Raw genomic sequence first — 16923 nt, forward strand, 5'->3', positions numbered from 1 at the left:
ACGCCGTAAACCCGTCCATGGGGGCTTGGCCGCGGCATCCATGCCGCGGACACTCCCGCAACCGGACCCACCCCGCCTTCGACAGATTTCCGCGACCTGTCGGGTATTGCTTTCTGTAGAGCCGAGCCATGCTCGGCTCAGATCTCACGGATATCGAAATATTCGATTCCGATGGAGTCATCCACGTAGGCGTGGATCCATCAGATCGCGGAAACCTGTCAGAGGTGGGGCGGTGTCGGAGTGCGGGGTGTCTGCGGCATGGATGCCGCGGCCAAGCCCCCATGGACGGGTTCACGGCGTCCCCGCACTCCGACACCGCCCCGCCACCCCACGGAATGCGTGCTGTTGCTGTTGCTCCGGCCGTTGCTTCGGCGGGTGCAGGGCGCAGCCCTGCCGAAAAACACACATAAAAAAACAGCAGGCCGAGGCCTGCTGTTTCGGTGTAATGGTGCGCCCGGAGAGATTCGAACTCCCGACCGCCTGGTTCGTAGCCAGGTACTCTATCCAACTGAGCTACGGGCGCCAATTACATAAACTTGTTGTGCTGACTGTGTGTGGTGCGCCCGGAGAGATTCGAACTCCCGACCGCCTGGTTCGTAGCCAGGTACTCTATCCAACTGAGCTACGGGCGCGCGGTACACAATCAACTTACTGCCTAATTTTACTGCATTTCCAGCGGCGGATGCTGGAAACCTGTCGAGTGGTGCGCCCGGAGAGATTCGAACTCCCGACCGCCTGGTTCGTAGCCAGGTACTCTATCCAACTGAGCTACGGGCGCCCTGCGACAGGAGCGGAATTATGCGGATCTCGGCGCGGACCGTCAACAGTTTTGTGAAAATTTTCACCCAACTGAATGAAAAAGCTGTCAGCTACGGCGTCCGGTGCCTTCAGCCAGGCGAAATGATCGGCACGCGTGCCCAGTTCCTGCGCGGAAAGCACGCGCAGCTGCGCGGCCACATTCGGCAGCTTCGCCAACAACGTCTGCATCGATCCGGTCGGTGCCAACCAGTCGTGTTCCATCAGCACCGCCTGTGCGCTGCCATGCACGCGTGCCATCTGTGCGTCGAGGTCTTCGGCCATGCCCGCGGCGGCGTAGTGATTGTTCAGGCCCACGCGCGCCCAGTCGGCGATCAGCCCACGTGCTTCGGTGCCACCGAAGCCGAGGCGACGGCCATGCAGCACGCCTTGGCGTTGTGCGATCCACGGCAGGAAGCGATAGACCAGCGGCAGCAGCCAGCCGCGTGGCGGCGGGAAGCTGCGCCAGAACGGTGAGCCACTGGCGGCCAGCCACAGCCGATTGAAGTGCTGCGGATGTCGACCGGCGTGTACGCAGGCCAGCTGCCCACCCAGGCTGTGGCCACCGATGATCCAGGGCAGGGCGCCCGTTTCGTGGTCCGCTGCGGCCAATACGCCCTGGCTGCTCGGCAGATCCTGATCGAGTACTTCGCGATAGCCCCAGTCCTTCGCGCGTGACGGACGCAGCGAGCTGCTGCCGTTGCCACGCCACTCGTGCAGGTACACCGCCACCCCCTTGGCCGCCAGCGCCTGCGCCAGCGGCAGGTAATGGCGTGCGGCCACGCCCAGCGCCGGCAGCCACAGCAGGCGTGCGATCGGCTGTGCCGGAACGCATGCGATCACTTCATAGCGATGACCATCACCACACTGCACGGCAACAATCTGCGGTGTCACGCTCATGCGTGCGGTGCCGCGCCGAAGTGGTCGAGCACCAGTACCTCGCTGCGGCCCGGCGCGTAGCCTTTCTGCAGCCCGCGTGCGACGTAGTCGATGCCGGCTTCGCAGGCGTTGGCCAGGCTCAGGCCATTGCACAGCTGCGCGGCAATGGCCGAGGCCAGCGTGCAGCCAGTGCCGTGCGCATCCAGCGGCAAGCGGGCATGGATGAACTCTTCGCTGCTGACGCCATCGAAGTAACGGTCGATCACCCGGTTGCCTTCATGCAGGTGCCCGCCCTTGAGCAGCACCGCGCCGGCGCCGAGGTCGAGCAGGGCCGAGGCGGCGCGCTCTACATCTTCGGCATTGCCGATGCGGCGGCCGATCAGCAGCTCGGCTTCCGGGGTATTGGGGGTGACCAGCGTCGCCAACGGCAGCAACCGTTCGCGCATTGCGTTCAGGGCACTTTCCTCCAGCAGGCGCGCGCCACTGGTGGCCACCATCACCGGGTCCAGCACCACATGCGGCGGGCGGTGTTTCTCCAGTGCGTCGGCAACGGCGTTGATCACTTCGGCATTGGCCAGCATGCCGAGTTTCACGGCGTGGATGTCGAAGTCGTCGAAGCAGGCTTCGATCTGTGCACGCAGGAATTCGACCGGCGGCACGTGCACGGCGGTGACGCCGCGGGTGTTCTGTGCGGTCAGCGCGGCGAACACGGCCAGACCGTGCACGCGGTGTGCGGCGAAGGCCTTGAGGTCGGCAGGAACGCCGGCGCCGCCGCCGGAATCGGAGCCGGCGATGGTGAGGGCGGAAACGGGAGTGGTCGGGCTCATCGGGTGATTGTGCCGTGGTCGCCGTAAAGGCGGTAGCGTCGATCCGGTAGACGGGGTCAGATCCCGTTTCTGCGGGAAAAGGGATCTGACCCCAAGCGCGGACGGTTCAATGTCGCCAGCGAGCCCACTGCTGGTACAGCACATAGCCCAGCCCGGTCAGGCCGGTCAGCAGGGCGGGTGCGAGCAGGGCGTCGTACTGCCAGCGCATGAACAGCCAGGCGCCGAGGATGCCGCCGGCGAGGAAGCCGCTGATGATCAGGCCGCTGAGGGTCAGCCGTCGTACCTGCAGCGGCAGCCCGCGGAGCAGGTGGCCGAGGCCGATGCCGAGGTCGGTGAACATGCCGCTGAGGTGGGTGGTGCGCACCACCGCGCCACTGAAGGTGGTGGCCATTGCGTTCTGCAGGCCGCAGGCCATGGCGGCGGCCAGTGCACCCCATATCTGATGCTGTTCGAACAGGGGGATGGCGACCAGCAGCAGTGCCGATTCCAGGGCCAGCGCCACGCCGTAGCGGCGGCCCAGCTGCAGGGCGCTGTCCTGGATCAGCAGGCCGCTGAGCATCGCGCCCAGCGAGAACGCGATCAGCAGCCCCCACAGGTGGCCGACCGCACGCCAGTCGCCCTGTGCCAGGGCCATGCCCAGCTGGCTGGTGCTGCCGGTCATGTGGCTGACGGCCTGGTGTTCGAAACCGAGGAAGCCGACCACATTGACCATGCCAGCCACGCACGAAAGCGCGACCGCTCCGATCCAGACCCAGGTGGGCAGGCGTATTCCCATCGGCGGGGCCCCTCAGGGCCCGCCGAAGCCGCCGTTGAACTGCAGCTCGCTGAAGGTGTTGCTGGCGGGATCGAACACGGCGCCCCAGAACTGCGCGCCGCCATCGCAGACGCGGATCGCTTCACGGGCCGGATTGATGCTGCCATCGTCAGGCAGGTGGAAGGCGTTGATGTAGATCAGCCGCTTGCCGGCGCTTTCGATGCCGACGTACTGGCGATCGAAATCCAGCACCTTGGGAACCTGTGCTTCCAGCGAAGGCAGCTTCGCCTCCAGCTGGTCGATCTGCTGCCGGCTGGGCGCCCAGTAGCCGCTGACCCGCCCGGCCTCGCGGCCGGGGCTGGCGCGCGAGCAGGTGTCGAGCACCTGCGCGGCGATGATCGGGCGGGTGACCACCCAGGACTGGCCGGTACGCTCGGCGGTCGGCACGCTGGCCGGGCCGCGCGTGGTGGTGCAGGCGCCGAGCACGGCTGCGAGGGTGATCGCAGCCGTGGGCAGCAGCAGGCGGGTGCAGCGGTTCACAACACCTCCGAGGCGTAGTCGGCCAGGCGCGAGCGCTCGCCACGACGCAGCGTGATGTGCGCGCTGTGCGGCCAGTTCTTGAAACGGTCCACCGCGTAGGTCAGGCCCGAGGTGGTCTCGGTCAGGTACGGGGTGTCGATCTGCTCGACGTTGCCCAGGCAGACGATCTTGGTGCCGGGGCCGGCACGGGTGATCAGCGTCTTCATCTGCTTCGGGGTGAGGTTCTGCGCCTCGTCCAGGATCAGGTAGCGCGACAGGAAGGTGCGGCCGCGCATGAAGTTCATCGAGCGGATCTTGATGCGGCTGGCGAGCAGGTCGTTGGTGGCCTGGCGGCCCCAGGTGCCGCCTTCCTGGTTGTGGGTGAGCACTTCCAGGTTGTCGGTCAACGCGCCCATCCACGGCGTCATTTTCTCTTCCTCGGTGCCGGGCAGGAAGCCGATGTCTTCGCCGACGCTGACCGTGGCGCGGGTCATGATGATCTCGCGATAGCGCTGCTGGTCCATCGTCTGCGCCAGGCCAGCCGCCAACGCGAGCAGGGTCTTGCCGGTGCCAGCGGTGCCAAGCAGCGTGACGAAGTCGATTTCCGGATCCATCAGCGCATTGAGCGCGAAGTTCTGTTCGCGGTTGCGCGCGCTGATGCCCCACACGGCGTGGCTGCCGTGGCGGAAATCATCGACCAGCGACAGCACCACCTTGCCATCGCCGACCACGCGGCTGACGCGCAGCTCGACTTCGTCTTCGCCCGGCAGGTAGACGTACTGGTTCGGGTACCACTCTTCGCCGTCCTGCGCCTGGATTTCGTAATGGGTACGGCCCTTGTCGCTCCAGCTGCGCAGGTCATCGCCGTGGCGCTTCCAGAAATCTTCCGGCAGCTCGGTGGCGCCGGTGTAGAGCAGGCTGAAATCATCCAGCGCGCGGTCGTTCTCGTAGTCCTCGGACACGATGCCGGCGATCGCTGCCTTGATCCGCAGGTTGATGTCCTTGGATACGAACACCACCGGGATCTCCGGGGTCTCTTCCTTCAGGGCCAGGATCGCGCCGAGGATGGCGTTGTCCGGGATCACCTTGCCGAAGCTCTTGCCGGCGTCGAAATGGCTGGTCTGGAAGCGCAGCAGGCCCCTCTGCTTGCCGCGCAGCTGCAGGCCCTGCGGCCGCTGTAGCGGAATGCCGTCGGCCAGGTTGTCCAGGCCCGACGCCTGCACCAGCTCGTTGAGGAAGCGGCTGACCTGGCGGGCGTTGCGGCTCGCCTCGGTGGTGCCCTTCTTGCCGTTGTCCAGCTCTTCGATCACCTGCATGGGCAGGTAGACGTCGTGCTCCTCGAATTTGAACAGCGCGGTGGGATCGTGCATCAGCACGTTGGTATCCAGCACGTAGATGCGCTTGCCTCGGGTCATCGTCGATTCCTGGTTACGGACAGGGAAAAACCATCACGGCCTGCTGCGGGGCAGGGTGATGGCAGACACAGTAGGCAGTGGGACTCACTTGGACTGGGAGGCCTTCAGTTCGGCGAGAACGGCATCGGCATGGCCGGCGACCTTGACCTTGCGCCAGGACTGCACGATGCGGCTGTCGGGGGAAATCAGGAAGGTGCTGCGCTCGATGCCACGTACCTGCTTGCCGTACATGTTCTTCATCTTGATCACGTCGAAGGCGCTGCACAGCGCTTCGTCGCCATCGCTGACCAGCGGGAAGCTGAACCCCTGCTTGGCACAGAAGTTGTCGTGCGACTTCACCGAATCGCGCGAGACGCCGAGTACGACTGCGCCTGCCTTCCTGAACTTCGGCAGCAGCGCGTTGAAGTCGATGCCTTCGGTGGTGCAGCCGGGGGTGCTGTCTTTCGGGTAGAAGTACAGCACCAGCCATTGGCCGGCGTAGTCGCCGAGGGTGGCCTGTTCGCCGCCGGACAGTGCCAGCGGCAGGGAAAGAGTGGTGCTGTCCAGGGTGTCGCCGTTGTTCATGAGGTCCTTCTGTCGAGCCTGGGTTCTTTCCAAGACAATTGCATGAAACGCCACGCGCCTGTGAGAGGCGCGCGAAATTCAGAACTTCATCGGGTCCATGATCGCGTCCAGGTTCAAGTGGTCGCAGAACTCGAGGAAATCGTCGCGCAGTGCGGCGATGTGCATGTTGGCCGGCACGCCGATGGTGACCTGCGCGCTGAACATTTCCGCACCGGTCTGCATGGCGCGGTAACGCGTGCTCTGCAGGCTCTCGATGGTGATGCCCTGGCGGTCGAAGAAGTCGGCCAGCTGGAACAGAATGCCCGGCTTGTCGGCGGCGATCACCTCCACGATGTACGGCAGCAGGTTGGACTGCGCCTGCTTGGCCGCGGTGCGGTACCAGACCAGCTTCAGGCCTTCTTCGCGCTCGAGCCGGGTCAGCATCGCTTCCAGCTTGGCCACCGAATCCCAGGAGCCAGTGGCCAGGGCGGTGACCGAGACATCGCGGCCGACCGTGGCCAGGCGTGCGTCCACCAGATTGCAGCCGCTGTCGGCAATGCGGCGGGTGACGGACAGCAGGGGGGACTCCGGATGCGTCGTATAGGCGTTGATCAGGAGGTGGTTTTCGCTCGGCGCGGGGCGCGGGGTGGTGTCGGTCAAGGCGATTCCGGGTAATGCATGCGTTAGTCTGAATGCCCGCCAGAGGCGGGGATCCACCGGTGTCCAGCATACTTGCCCGTGGTTTCGCGCCGCAAGTAACATTCAGGTCGCCCCCGGCCTTTCGTGGCGGGCGTTTTCCCTTTCCAGCCAAGAGCAGCACGTCCTTGTCCCTTTCCGGCCTCATCACCGCGCTGGCGACCCCGTTCCGGGCCGACGGCGCCCTCGACCCCGACGGTTGGCAGCGCCTGCTGCATCTGCAACTGGAAGGTGGTGTCCATGGCGTTGTCGTTGCCGGCTCGACCGGTGAAGCGGCAACCCTCACCGATGCCGAGTACGACCAGCTGCTGGCCAGCGCGGTCGAGCGCATCGGCGGCCGCATCCCGGTCATGGCCGGTACCGGCCTGTCGGGTACCGCCAAAACCATCGAACAGACCCGCCGCGCCGCCGCGCTCGGTGCCAGCCACGCGCTGGTGGTCACCCCGCCGTATGTACGGCCGACCCAGGCCGGCCTGATCGCGCACTACCGCGCCGTCGCCGACCAGGGCGGGCTGCCGGTCGTGCTGTACAACGTGCCCGGACGTACCGGTTGCGACATGCAGCCGGAGACCGTGGCCGAGCTGGCCAGCCATCCCAACATCGTCGGCATCAAGGAAGCGGTGGGTGACACCGGCCGGGTGCAGGCGCTGCTGGCGTTGCGCAGCGCGCAGTTCGCCGTGCTCAGCGGCGATGACGGTACCGCTGCGCGTTCGATCCGGGCTGGCATCGATGGCCTGATCTCGGTCGGTTCCAACGTGCTGCCGGGCGCCTACCGCCGGATGTGCGAGCTGGCGGCCGCCCACGACCACGAAGCCACCGAATCATGGGATGGGCGCCTGCAGCCGTTCCATGAGTTCTGTGGCGTCGAACCGAACCCGATTCCGGTCAAGGCGCTGCTGCGCCGCATCGGCATCGGCCACGACCTGCGCCTGCCGCTGCTGCCGTTGTCGGCAGTGCATCATCCGGCTGCCGATCACCTTGCCGGCGACATCGCCGCCCTCGAAGCCCTTTCCAGCCACTGACCTTTCGTCTTGGTCTGACCCAGGAGATTCACATGCGTCAATCCGTTTCCACTGTCCGCGTGCTGTCCTACGCCCTGCTTGCTGTGGCCGTCGCCGCCGGCACCACCGGTTGCTTCAAGCGTGGCGTCAAGGGCGACTACGCCTTGGCGCCGGAAATGCGTCCGCTGGAAGTGCCGCCGGACCTGAACCTGCCGGCCACCACCGGTGACAACAAGCTGCCGGCTGCGGCTTCGGTGACCAAGCCGGCTGCGCCGGTTGCGGCGGCTCCGGCCGTGGGCAACACCGGCTTCACCATTGCCGGAGGCAAGGATGAAGCCTTTGCCAAGGTGGGTACCGCGCTGGAAGGCGTGGAAGGCGTGACCATCGCCAGCCGCGCGCAGCTGCTGGGCTCGTACGACGTGGCCTACGAAGGCAGCAACTTCCTGGTGCGTGTGGTTGCCGTCGACGCCGGTGCTTACATCTCCGCGGTCGACCCGCGTGGCCTGCCGGCCACCGCCGAGGCCCCGGTGAAGCTGATTGCCGCGCTGAAGGCGAAGCTGGCGCAGTAAGCGCGGGTCGGGTGGGGGCGGGCCCAGGTCCGCACCTGCCTTGGGTAGCGCCGGGCCATGCCCGGCGAGCGTGAAGCGCGGCCCAGGATCCGCCGGGCATGGCCCGGCGCTATCGAAAAAAAGGGCGCCGATGGCGCCCTTTTCCTTGCCGCAACAAGCGCTTCTCAGCGCTCCAGCAGCTTCAGCTTGTCCGGCTTGCCGTCCCATTCGCCGGCGTCGGCAGGTGGGTCCTTGCGCACGGTCAGCACCGGCCATTCTTTGGCCAGTTCGGCATTGAGGGCGACGAAGCTTTCCTGGCCGGCGGGGACATCGTCCTCCGGGAAGATCGCATTGACCGGGCACTCCGGTTCGCAGAGGGTGCAGTCGATGCACTCATCCGGGTCGATCACCAGGAAGTTCGGGCCTTCGTGGAAACAATCCACGGGGCACACTTCCACGCAATCGGTGTGTTTGCACTTGATGCAGTTTTCGGTGACGACAAAGGGCATGGGCTGGGGGTGGATCGATTCCTGAACCCGACAATTCTAGAACAGGTTGGCCCCCGGTGTCGGCGCAGGGCGGAAAACGGGCGTCTGGCAGGCCCGGCCATGGCTGGTTGGCGGCAGGGCAACGCCCATGCGACGCTGTGGCGCAGCCGGTCATCCGCGATGGCCGGCGCCCCTTCCCAGCAGGAACGTCCATGTCCCAGATCCAGACCGGATCCGCCTTGCACCGCGGTGAGAACACCGCGTTCATCGTCCTGATCAGCTGCGTGGCCACCCTCGGTGGATTCCTGTTCGGCTTCGACAGTGGTGTCATCAACGGCACGGTTGATGGCCTGCGCCAGGCCTTCAATTCCAGTGAGGCGGCGCTGGGCTTCGAAGTCGCCTCGATGCTGCTGGGCTGCGCGATCGGTGCATTCCTGGCCGGTTGGCTGGGCGACCGCCTGGGCCGTCGCGGCGTGCTGATCGTGTCCGCGCTGTTGTTCCTGGTCTCGGCGCTGGGTGCCGGTGCTGCGCATGCCTCCTGGCTGTTCATCGCCGCACGCGTGCTCGGCGGATTCGCAGTGGGCGCTGCCAGTGTGATGTCGCCGGCCTACATTGCCGAAGTGGCGTCGGCACGCTATCGCGGTCGCCTGGCCACGGTGCAGCAGATGGCGATCATCTGCGGCCTGTTTGCCGCCTTCCTCAGCAATTACCTGCTGGCCCGTGCCGCCGGGGCCTCCACCGAGCCATTGTGGCTGGGGCATGAGGCCTGGCGCTGGATGTTCTGGATGCAGGCGCTGCCGTCGGGCCTGTTCCTGCTGCTGTTGCTGGTGATCCCGGAGAGCCCGCGCTTCCTGGTGCTGAAGGGTCGGCAGGCGCAGGCGAGGGCGGTGCTGGCACGGTTGTATGGCGAGGACGCGGCGGTGGCCAAGCAGGCCGAGATCGAGGCCAGCCTGGCCCAGGACCAGCACAAGCCTCGCTTCGGCGATCTGCTCGACAAGGCCACCGGCAAACTGCGCCCGATCCTCTGGGTGGGCATCGGCCTGGCGATGTTCCAGCAGCTGGTTGGCATCAACGTGGTGTTCTACTACGGCGCGGTGCTGTGGCAGGCGGTGGGCTTCTCGGAAAGCGACGCGCTGCTGATCAATGTGTTGTCCGGTGGGCTGAGCATCGGTGCCTGCCTGCTGACCGTGCTGCTGATCGACCGCATCGGGCGCAAGCCGCTGCTGTGGATCGGCTCGGTCGGCATGTCGGTGGCGCTGGTGCTGATGGTGGTCGCCTTCGCCAGCGGCAGCCTGGTCGACGGTCGCCTGCAGCTGTCCGATGGCATGGGCCGGCTGGCCCTGGTTGCGGCCAATGCCTACGTGGTGTTCTTCAACATGTCCTGGGGCCCGGTGATGTGGGTGATGCTGGGTGAGATGTTCCCCAACCAGATCCGCGGCCCGGCGCTGGCGGTGGCCGGCGCGGCGCAATGGACCTCGAACTTCGCCATCACCGTGACCTTCCCGATGCTGCTGGCTGGCATCGGCCTGGCCGGTGCCTACGGCATCTATATGGTCGTGGCGATCCTTTCGATCTTCTTCGTGGTCCGCTACGTGCGGGAGACCAAGGGCAAGGAACTGGAGCAGATGGAAGGCTGACGAGTTACAGCTTCGGTTGCATCCAGTTGGCGCCTGGTTGTCCCGAGTTTGAGGGGGCAGGCCGCCCTCTCCAGGACACGCAAAAGCCCATCCATGGTGTTCGATGGCGCCATCCATGGCGCCAACGGTCCTGGAGAGAGCGGCCTGCCCCCTCCTGACAGTTTCATGGTGCGTGCGGACGCGGCGAAGCGCTGGTCGGTTGTTGCCGGGGTTCGCGGGAAACCGTCCAGAGCCGGTGGGGTCACCCAGGGCGGGACCGTTGGCGCCATGGGTTGGGCGCATGCGCCCGACGGGTTGGGCAGGAGCCCAACCCCGGTCTTGCGGTGTGCGCAGGACAGCGCACGCGAGCAAGGCGCCATCGAGCCCCCATGGATGGGTTCACGGCGTGTCCTGCCCTGGGTGACCCCACCGGCTCAAGCCGATTGCAGGGAAGCGCCGATGCGACCAACCCGACCGCAGTCACTGCAATCCCGGAAAACAGAAAAGCCCGCACAAGAGCGGGCTTTTTCGGTTCCTGCTGCGGCGACTGGTGCTCCCTAGGGGACTCGAACCCCTGTTTTAGCCTTGAGAGGGCCACGTCCTAACCACTAGACGAAGGGAGCAGTGTGTCGCTGCCGATGCAGGAGCGCTAGTATATGCACCTCGATGCCATTGGGCAATCCCGAAACTTCAACCGGAAGCGCCAACATCATTTCCTCTGCTCCATCACCGTTCAGCCTGCGCGTCATCCCGCGCGACCAGCACACGATCTCCCGCAAGGACATCAGCCCGAACGCCCTGCGCGTGCTTTATCGCCTGCGCGATGCCGGCTTCGGCGCCTACCTTGTGGGTGGCGCGGTGCGCGATCTGCTGGTCAATGGCCAACCCAAGGATTTCGACGTGGCCACCGATGCCACGCCCGAGCAGGTCAAGCAGTTGTTCCGCAACTGCCGCCTGATCGGCCGCCGATTCCGCCTGGCCCATGTTGTGTTCGGCCGCGAGATCATCGAAGTGGCCACGTTCCGTGCCAACAGCGATGACGGCAGCGGCGACCGCGAGATGGAAAACGGCATGCTCGTGCGCGACAACGTGTACGGCACCATCGAAGACGACGCCATCCGCCGCGACTTCACCTGCAACGCCCTGTATTACGCCATCGAGGACTTCTCGGTGCGTGACTACACCGGCGGCTTCGAAGACGTGCAGGCACGCCTGATGAAGTTGATTGGCGACCCGGTGCAGCGCTACCAGGAAGATCCGGTGCGCATGCTGCGTGCGGTGCGCCTGGCGGCCAAGCTTGGTTTCCAGATCGAAGAGGGCACCGCCGCACCGATCCCGCAGTTGGCCAGCCTGCTCAACGAGGCCGCGCCGGCGCGTCTGTTCGAGGAAGTGCTCAAGCTGTTCCTGTCCGGGCACGGCGTGGCCAGCTTCGAAGGCCTGGAGCGTTACGGCCTGCTGGACGTGCTGTTCCCGGAAAGCGCCAAGGCCCTCAAGTCCAACCGCACCGGCGCGCTGCGCCGCATGCTGGTGGAAGGCCTGGCCAATACCGATGCGCGCGTGGCCAATGACGAGCCGGTCTCGCCGGCGTTCCTGTTCGCGCTGCTGCTGTGGCCGGCGTACTGCCGTGCACAGGCGACCCTGCTCAAGCAGGGCGTGGCGCCGGAAGAAGCGCAGCGTCGCGCCGCCGACCGCGTCACCGTGCAGCAGCTGAGCACCATCGCATTGCCGCGCCGCTTCTCGCTGCCGATGCAGGAGATCTGGCTGCTGCAGTCGCGCTTCGGTTCGCGCCAGCGCAAGCGCGTGTTCCGCACCCTGACCCACCCACGCTTCCGCGCCGCGTTCGACTTCCTGGCCCTGCGCCAGGTGGCCTCGGCCGAGCACGAGGCCGATGTCGCGTTCTGGCGCGAAGCGCAGGCGCAATCCGGGCATGAGCTGGAATCGTCGCTGGATTCGCTGCACCACGAGGGCGTTGACGAAGAGGGTGGGGTGCCGCGCAAGCGCCGCCGTCGCCGTCGCCGTCCGGGTGCCCCGGCTGGTGCTGCGGGCGAGTAAGCGATGACCCTTGCCTGGATCGGCCTCGGCGCCAACCTTGGCGACGCGGCTGCAACCGTCCGCGCAGCGATTGCTGCGCTGGATGGCCTGCCCTGCACCCGCGTGGACAGGGCGTCGCGCCTGTACGCCACGCCGGCCTGGGGCAATGAAGACCAGCCGCCGTTCGTCAACGCGGTGGCTGCGGTCGAAACCGATCTGCCGGCCGACGAACTGCTGCAGGCGATGCTGTCGCTGGAGCGGCACTTCGGCCGCGTACGCGATCCGCAGGTGCACTGGGGGCCGCGCGCGCTGGATCTCGACCTGCTGCTGCATGGCGCGCAGGTGATCGATCAGCCCGGCCTGCAGGTGCCGCATCCCTATATGCACGAACGCGCCTTCGTATTGGTGCCGCTGGCCGAAATCGCGCCGGATCTGGCCATTCCCGGCCACGGCCGCGTGCAGGATGCAGTGATGCGGGTGGATGCCTGCGGGATCGCGCCGATAGGGTGATAATGCCCGGGTTATCTCCCCCGGTTATCAGCACATGAGCACCCACGCAGACAGCAAGCCCTGGACCGTTCCCGCACTGGCCGAGGCCAAGCGCAATGGCCAGAAGCTGGTCATGTTGACCGCCTACGACGCCGGCTTCGCCCGCACTTTCGATGCCAACGGCGTCGACCTGATCCTGATCGGCGATTCGCTGGGCATGGTCGTGCAGGGTCATGACTCCACCTTGCCGGTGACCGTGGCCGACATGGTCTACCACACCCGCGCCGTGGCCCGCGTGCTGCAGCGCGCGCTGCTGGTGGCCGACCTGCCGTTCGGCGCCGATGCCACCCCGGAGCGCGCGCTGGATGCCTCGCTGCAGCTGCTGCAGGCCGGCGCGGAGATGGTCAAGATCGAAGGTGCCGGCTTCAAGGTCGACATCATCCGCTACCTGGTCGAACGCGAGATTCCGGTCTGCGCGCATCTGGGCCTGACCCCGCAGTCGGTGCTGCGCCTGGGCGGCTTCAAGATCCAGGGCCGTGGCGATGCTGCGCGCCAGCTGGTGGAAGATGCCAGGGCCGTGGCTGCTGCCGGCGCCAGCATCATGGTGCTCGAATGCGTGCCGACTCCGGTCGCCGCCGAAGTCACCGCTGCGGTGGACGTGCCGACCATCGGCATCGGTGCCGGCCCGCAGTGCGATGGCCAGGTACTGGTGCTGCACGATTTCCTCGGCCTGGACAGCGGCCATCGCCGTCCGAAGTTCGTCAAGGACTTCCTCGCCGAAGGCGGTTCGGTGGCCGGTGCCACCCGCGCCTATGCCGACGCCGTGCGCGACGGCAGCTTCCCCGACGAACAGCACGCCTACGCCCAATGATCCAGACCTTCAACGAGCTCGGCGCACTGCGCGGGCAGATCGCCGAGTGGAAGCGCGAAGGCCTTCGCGTTGCGCTGGTGCCGACCATGGGCAACCTGCACGGGGGCCACCACTCGCTGGTGACCCTGGCCCGCCAGTACGCCGACAAGGTGGTGGCAAGCATCTTCGTGAACCCGACCCAGTTCGGCCCCAACGAGGATTTCAGCCGCTACCCGCGCACGCCCGAGGCCGACGTGGCCGGGTTGGAGCAGGCCGGCTGCGATGCGGTGTGGCTGCCCAGCGTCGAGGCGATGTACCCGCTGGGCGTGGACAAGACCACGCGCATGCACGCGCCGGGTGTCAGTGAAGTGCTGGAGGGCGCCAGCCGCCCGGGTCACTTCGATGGCGTCTGCACGGTGGTCGCGCGCCTGTTCCTGCAGGTGCAGCCGGACGTGGCCGTGTTTGGTCGCAAGGACTACCAGCAGCTGGCCGTCATCAAGCAGATGGTGGCCGAGCTGTCGTTCCCGATCCAGATCGTCGGCGCGGACATCGTGCGTGACGACGATGGCCTGGCCAAGAGCTCGCGCAACCAGTACCTGAGCGCCGAACAGCGCCCGGTCGCGACCAGCATCCACCGCACCCTGCTGGGCATGCGCGAGGGCTACGTGGCTGGCCAGTCGCGCGCGCAGATCGAGGCCGACGCAACGGCCGCGCTGCAGGCGGATGGTTTCCAGGTCGACTACGCCGTGTTGCGCACACCGGAACTGGCCGAGCCGACCTTCGATGGCGGCGGCCGTGTAGCGCTGATCGCCGCGCGCCTGGGTACGACCCGGTTGATCGACAACCTGGAATTCTGAGCCGCCAAGCGCAGCATGGGAGGGCGCCCACAACGGGCGCCTTTCACCTTCCCACGGACGGGAGATCGGAAATGAAGACCCCCACCACTGATACCGGCCGCCTTGCCCAGGCCTCGATCCTGGCGGTGCTGGCGGCCGGCATGCTGCCGGCCCAGCTGTTTGGCGGCCTGTTGTTCGCGCTCGAATTCCGGCGCACGCCGGTGCCCGCGCTCACCGGGGCTGGGCTGATGTTCGTGCTGGCCGCCTGCAACGCGATCGCCGTGCTGCTGCCGATGGCGCTGATCCTGCAGTCTCAGCAGCGCCTGCGCCGGATCGGGTTCGTCCTGGTCGGGTTTGGGCTGGGCGCGTTGGCCATGGCCACGTGCGCCTGGCCGGGCGCGGACAACGGCCCGCTGCTGCAGCGCCTGCGCTATGTCGACACCTTCGACGTGATCAGCTACGGCCTGACGGTGCTGGCCGCAGGGGGCTTCGGCGTGGTCGCCGGGCTGGCCTTCCACACGGTCTTCCGCCTGTCGCTGCACGGCACTTCCGGCGCTGTCCCGGCAGTCCCGCCGGGCGAGGGCGCCTGAACGGCCTTCAGCGTCCTGCCGCAGGCCCCTGACGACAGCCAAGCGGGTGCTAGAATCCGCTCTTTCCTTTGCCGTTGCAGCGCCCCCATGCACCTGTCCCTGCTCAAGACCAAGATCCACCGCGCCACCGTCACCCATTCCGAGCTGAACTACGAAGGCTCGATCGCCATCGATGACAACCTGCTGGCTGCCACCGGCATCCGCGAGTTCGAGCAGGTGCACATCTGGGACGTGACCAACGGTGCGCGCTTCTCGACCTATGCCATCCGCGCCGAAGCCGGCAGCGGCGTTGTCTCGCTCAACGGTGGCGCCGCGCGCCATGTGCAGGTCGGTGACATCATCATCATCGCCGCGTTCGCCAGCATGACCGAGCAGGAAGCTGACAGCTTCAAGCCGAAGCTGGTGTACGTTGATGGCAACAACCAGATATCCCACACCAACGACACGATCCCGACACAGGCCGCATGACAACGAACAACGGATTCGACTCGCTGCATTCCCACGCCCAGCGCCTGAAGGGCGCAAGCATTCCCAGCCTGCTCGCCGCCGAACCCGGCCGCGTCCAGGAGCTGGCGCTGCGGGTCGGTCCGTTGTATGTCAGTTTCGCCCGGCAGACGTACGATGCCGCGGCGCTGCAGGCGTTGCTGGCGCTGGCTGCCGAGCGTGATGTCGGTGCTGCCATCACCCGTCTGTTCCGTGGCGAACAGGTCAACCTGACCGAAGGCCGCGCCGCACTGCATACCGCGCTGCGTGGCGATGTGGTCGATGCGCCGGTGGCGGCCGAGGCCTATGCCACTGCGCGCGACATCCGCCAGCGCATGGGCGTGCTGGTACGTGCGCTGGAAGACAGCGGCGTCACCGACGTGGTCAGCGTTGGCATCGGTGGTTCCGATCTCGGTCCGCGGCTGGTCGCCGATGCACTGCGCCCGGTCACCGGTGCGCGCCTGCGCGTGCATTTCGTGTCGAACGTGGACGGCGCCGCCATGCAGCGCACGCTGGCTACGCTGGATCCGGCGAAGACTGCCGGCATCCTGATCTCCAAGACCTTCGGCACGCAGGAAACCCTGCTCAACGGCCAGATCCTGCACGACTGGCTGGGTGGCAGCGAACGCCTGTACGCGGTCAGCGCCAATCCGGAACGTGCCGCCAAGGCCTTCGCCATCGCCGCCGATCGCGTGCTGCCGATGTGGGACTGGGTCGGTGGCCGCTATTCGCTGTGGTCGGCGGTCGGTTTCCCGATCGCGCTGGCAATCGGCTTCGAGCGCTTCGAACAGCTGCTGGAAGGTGCCGCGCAGATGGACGCGCACGCACTGGACGCGCCGCTGGAGCGCAACCTGCCGGTGCTGCATGGCCTGACCGATATCTGGAACCGCAACCTGCTGGGCTATGCCACGCATGCGGTGATGACCTACGACCAGCGCCTGGCGCTGCTGCCGGCCTACCTGCAGCAGCTGGTGATGGAAAGCCTGGGCAAGCGCGTTCAGCGCGACGGCCAGCCGGTTACCACCGATACCGTGCCGGTGTGGTGGGGTGGGGCAGGCACCGACGTGCAGCACAGTTTCTTCCAGGCGCTGCACCAGGGCACCAGCATCATCCCGGCCGATTTCATCGGCTGCGTGCACAACGATGATCCGTACACGATCAATCACCAGGCACTGCTGGCCAACCTGCTGGCGCAGACCGAGGCGCTGGCCAATGGCCAGGGCAGCGACGACCCGCATCGCGATTACCCGGGCGGTCGCCCGAGCACGCTGATCCTGCTGGATGCGCTGACTCCGCAGGCGCTGGGCGCGCTGATCGCGATGTACGAACACGCGGTGTACGTGCAGTCGGTGATCTGGAACATCAATGCCTTCGACCAGTTTGGCGTCGAGCTGGGCAAGCAGCTGGCCAGCGGCCTGCTGCCGGCGTTGCAGGGCGAGGACGTGGCGGTTGCCGATCCGATGACCCGCGAGATCCTGGCGCAGCTGAAGCGCTGAGGTTCTGGTGCCGGCCAGCGGCCGGCACTACCGGTGGTCCTGCCTTCTGGTAGTGCCGGCCGCTGGC

18 protein-coding genes and 4 tRNA genes are annotated in these 16923 nt (G+C 66.6%); 10 read left to right on the top strand and 12 right to left on the bottom strand.

Going from position 1 to position 16923, the window contains the following annotated elements:
- Positions 1-446 precede the first annotated feature (446 nt).
- The 10 genes from AC0Z6F_RS02610 to AC0Z6F_RS02655 form a co-directional block, all read right to left on the bottom strand.
- A tRNA-Arg gene (locus AC0Z6F_RS02610) sits at positions 447-523 on the bottom strand.
- 32 nt (positions 524-555) lie between these two features.
- Positions 556-632 (bottom strand) — tRNA-Arg (locus AC0Z6F_RS02615).
- A 69-nt stretch (positions 633-701) separates the two neighbouring features.
- Positions 702-778: transfer RNA gene (locus tag AC0Z6F_RS02620), tRNA-Arg, on the bottom strand.
- Positions 769-1695, bottom strand: a complete 927-nt coding sequence (locus AC0Z6F_RS02625) for an alpha/beta hydrolase family protein (protein WP_012510691.1) — start codon at positions 1693-1695, stop codon at positions 769-771. The genes AC0Z6F_RS02620 and AC0Z6F_RS02625 overlap by 10 nt, the downstream gene beginning before the upstream one ends.
- A complete protein-coding gene (thiD, locus tag AC0Z6F_RS02630; protein ID WP_100434429.1) occupies positions 1692-2501 on the bottom strand; it encodes a bifunctional hydroxymethylpyrimidine kinase/phosphomethylpyrimidine kinase in 810 nt (269 codons plus the stop codon). Before thiD ends, AC0Z6F_RS02625 begins: the two co-directional genes overlap by 4 nt.
- 106 nt (positions 2502-2607) lie before the next feature.
- Positions 2608-3276, bottom strand: coding sequence for a YoaK family protein (locus AC0Z6F_RS02635; protein WP_012479756.1), 669 nt, complete (start codon positions 3274-3276; stop codon positions 2608-2610).
- A gap of 12 nt (positions 3277-3288) precedes the next feature.
- The gene (locus tag AC0Z6F_RS02640) at positions 3289-3795 is read right to left on the bottom strand and encodes a hypothetical protein (RefSeq protein WP_065722890.1); all 507 of its coding nucleotides are present in this window, start codon (positions 3793-3795) and stop codon (positions 3289-3291) included.
- Positions 3792-5189: a PhoH family protein gene (locus AC0Z6F_RS02645; RefSeq protein WP_485616808.1), complete on the bottom strand. Its 1398-nt coding sequence runs from the start codon at positions 5187-5189 to the stop codon at positions 3792-3794. Before AC0Z6F_RS02645 ends, AC0Z6F_RS02640 begins: the two co-directional genes overlap by 4 nt.
- An 84-nt stretch (positions 5190-5273) precedes the next feature.
- Positions 5274-5753 carry a peroxiredoxin gene (locus tag AC0Z6F_RS02650; RefSeq protein WP_004153048.1) on the bottom strand — a complete coding sequence of 160 codons (480 nt, stop codon included), beginning with the start codon at positions 5751-5753 and terminating at the stop codon, positions 5274-5276.
- 78 nt (positions 5754-5831) lie between these two features.
- Positions 5832-6392 carry a glycine cleavage system transcriptional repressor gene (locus tag AC0Z6F_RS02655; RefSeq protein ID WP_012510695.1) on the bottom strand — a complete coding sequence of 187 codons (561 nt, stop codon included), beginning with the start codon at positions 6390-6392 and terminating at the stop codon, positions 5832-5834.
- A gap of 164 nt (positions 6393-6556) precedes the next feature.
- On the opposite strand from AC0Z6F_RS02655, the gene dapA reads away from it, so the two are divergent.
- Positions 6557-7450, top strand: a complete 894-nt coding sequence (dapA, locus tag AC0Z6F_RS02660) for a 4-hydroxy-tetrahydrodipicolinate synthase (protein WP_012510696.1) — start codon at positions 6557-6559, stop codon at positions 7448-7450.
- A 32-nt stretch (positions 7451-7482) separates the two neighbouring features.
- On the top strand, positions 7483-7998 hold the full coding sequence (locus AC0Z6F_RS02665) for a hypothetical protein (protein ID WP_004153055.1): 516 nt from the start codon (positions 7483-7485) through the stop codon (positions 7996-7998).
- 164 nt (positions 7999-8162) lie between these two features.
- On the opposite strand, the gene fdxA is transcribed toward AC0Z6F_RS02665, so the two are convergent.
- Positions 8163-8486 (bottom strand): ferredoxin FdxA, encoded by a 324-nt coding sequence (gene fdxA, locus AC0Z6F_RS02670; RefSeq protein ID WP_004153066.1) that lies wholly within the window; start codon positions 8484-8486, stop codon positions 8163-8165.
- Positions 8487-8677: 191 nt separating this feature from the next.
- Here fdxA and AC0Z6F_RS02675 point away from each other — a divergent pair, with 191 nt between their 5' ends.
- Entirely contained in the window at positions 8678-10102 is a 1425-nt protein-coding gene (locus tag AC0Z6F_RS02675) for a sugar porter family MFS transporter (RefSeq protein ID WP_100434430.1), read from the top strand.
- 527 nt (positions 10103-10629) lie between these two features.
- Here AC0Z6F_RS02675 and AC0Z6F_RS02680 read toward each other — a convergent pair.
- Positions 10630-10704, bottom strand: a tRNA-Glu gene (locus AC0Z6F_RS02680).
- Positions 10705-10753: 49 nt separating this feature from the next.
- Between AC0Z6F_RS02680 and pcnB the strand changes: the two genes are divergently transcribed.
- The 7 genes from pcnB (at position 10754) to pgi (ending at position 16856) form a co-directional block, all read left to right on the top strand.
- The gene (gene pcnB / locus AC0Z6F_RS02685; protein WP_032969634.1) at positions 10754-12133 is read left to right on the top strand and encodes a polynucleotide adenylyltransferase PcnB; all 1380 of its coding nucleotides are present in this window, start codon (positions 10754-10756) and stop codon (positions 12131-12133) included.
- Between the two features lie 3 nt (positions 12134-12136).
- Entirely contained in the window at positions 12137-12622 is a 486-nt protein-coding gene (gene folK / locus AC0Z6F_RS02690) for a 2-amino-4-hydroxy-6-hydroxymethyldihydropteridine diphosphokinase (RefSeq protein ID WP_485616807.1), read from the top strand.
- A gap of 34 nt (positions 12623-12656) precedes the next feature.
- A complete protein-coding gene (gene panB, locus AC0Z6F_RS02695; protein ID WP_004153072.1) occupies positions 12657-13472 on the top strand; it encodes a 3-methyl-2-oxobutanoate hydroxymethyltransferase in 816 nt (271 codons plus the stop codon).
- Positions 13469-14308, top strand: coding sequence for a pantoate--beta-alanine ligase (panC, locus tag AC0Z6F_RS02700; protein WP_004153073.1), 840 nt, complete (start codon positions 13469-13471; stop codon positions 14306-14308). The genes panB and panC overlap by 4 nt, the downstream gene beginning before the upstream one ends.
- Positions 14309-14379: 71 nt before the next feature.
- A complete protein-coding gene (locus AC0Z6F_RS02705; RefSeq protein ID WP_012510700.1) occupies positions 14380-14877 on the top strand; it encodes a hypothetical protein in 498 nt (165 codons plus the stop codon).
- An 87-nt stretch (positions 14878-14964) separates the two neighbouring features.
- Positions 14965-15345 carry an aspartate 1-decarboxylase gene (gene panD / locus AC0Z6F_RS02710; protein WP_004153087.1) on the top strand — a complete coding sequence of 127 codons (381 nt, stop codon included), beginning with the start codon at positions 14965-14967 and terminating at the stop codon, positions 15343-15345.
- The gene (pgi, locus tag AC0Z6F_RS02715; RefSeq protein WP_485616806.1) at positions 15342-16856 is read left to right on the top strand and encodes a glucose-6-phosphate isomerase; all 1515 of its coding nucleotides are present in this window, start codon (positions 15342-15344) and stop codon (positions 16854-16856) included. Before panD ends, pgi begins: the two co-directional genes overlap by 4 nt.
- The last annotated feature ends 67 nt before the right edge of the window (positions 16857-16923 follow it).

Source organism: Stenotrophomonas sp. 1L-E-5-B-C3 (assembly GCF_057292075.1).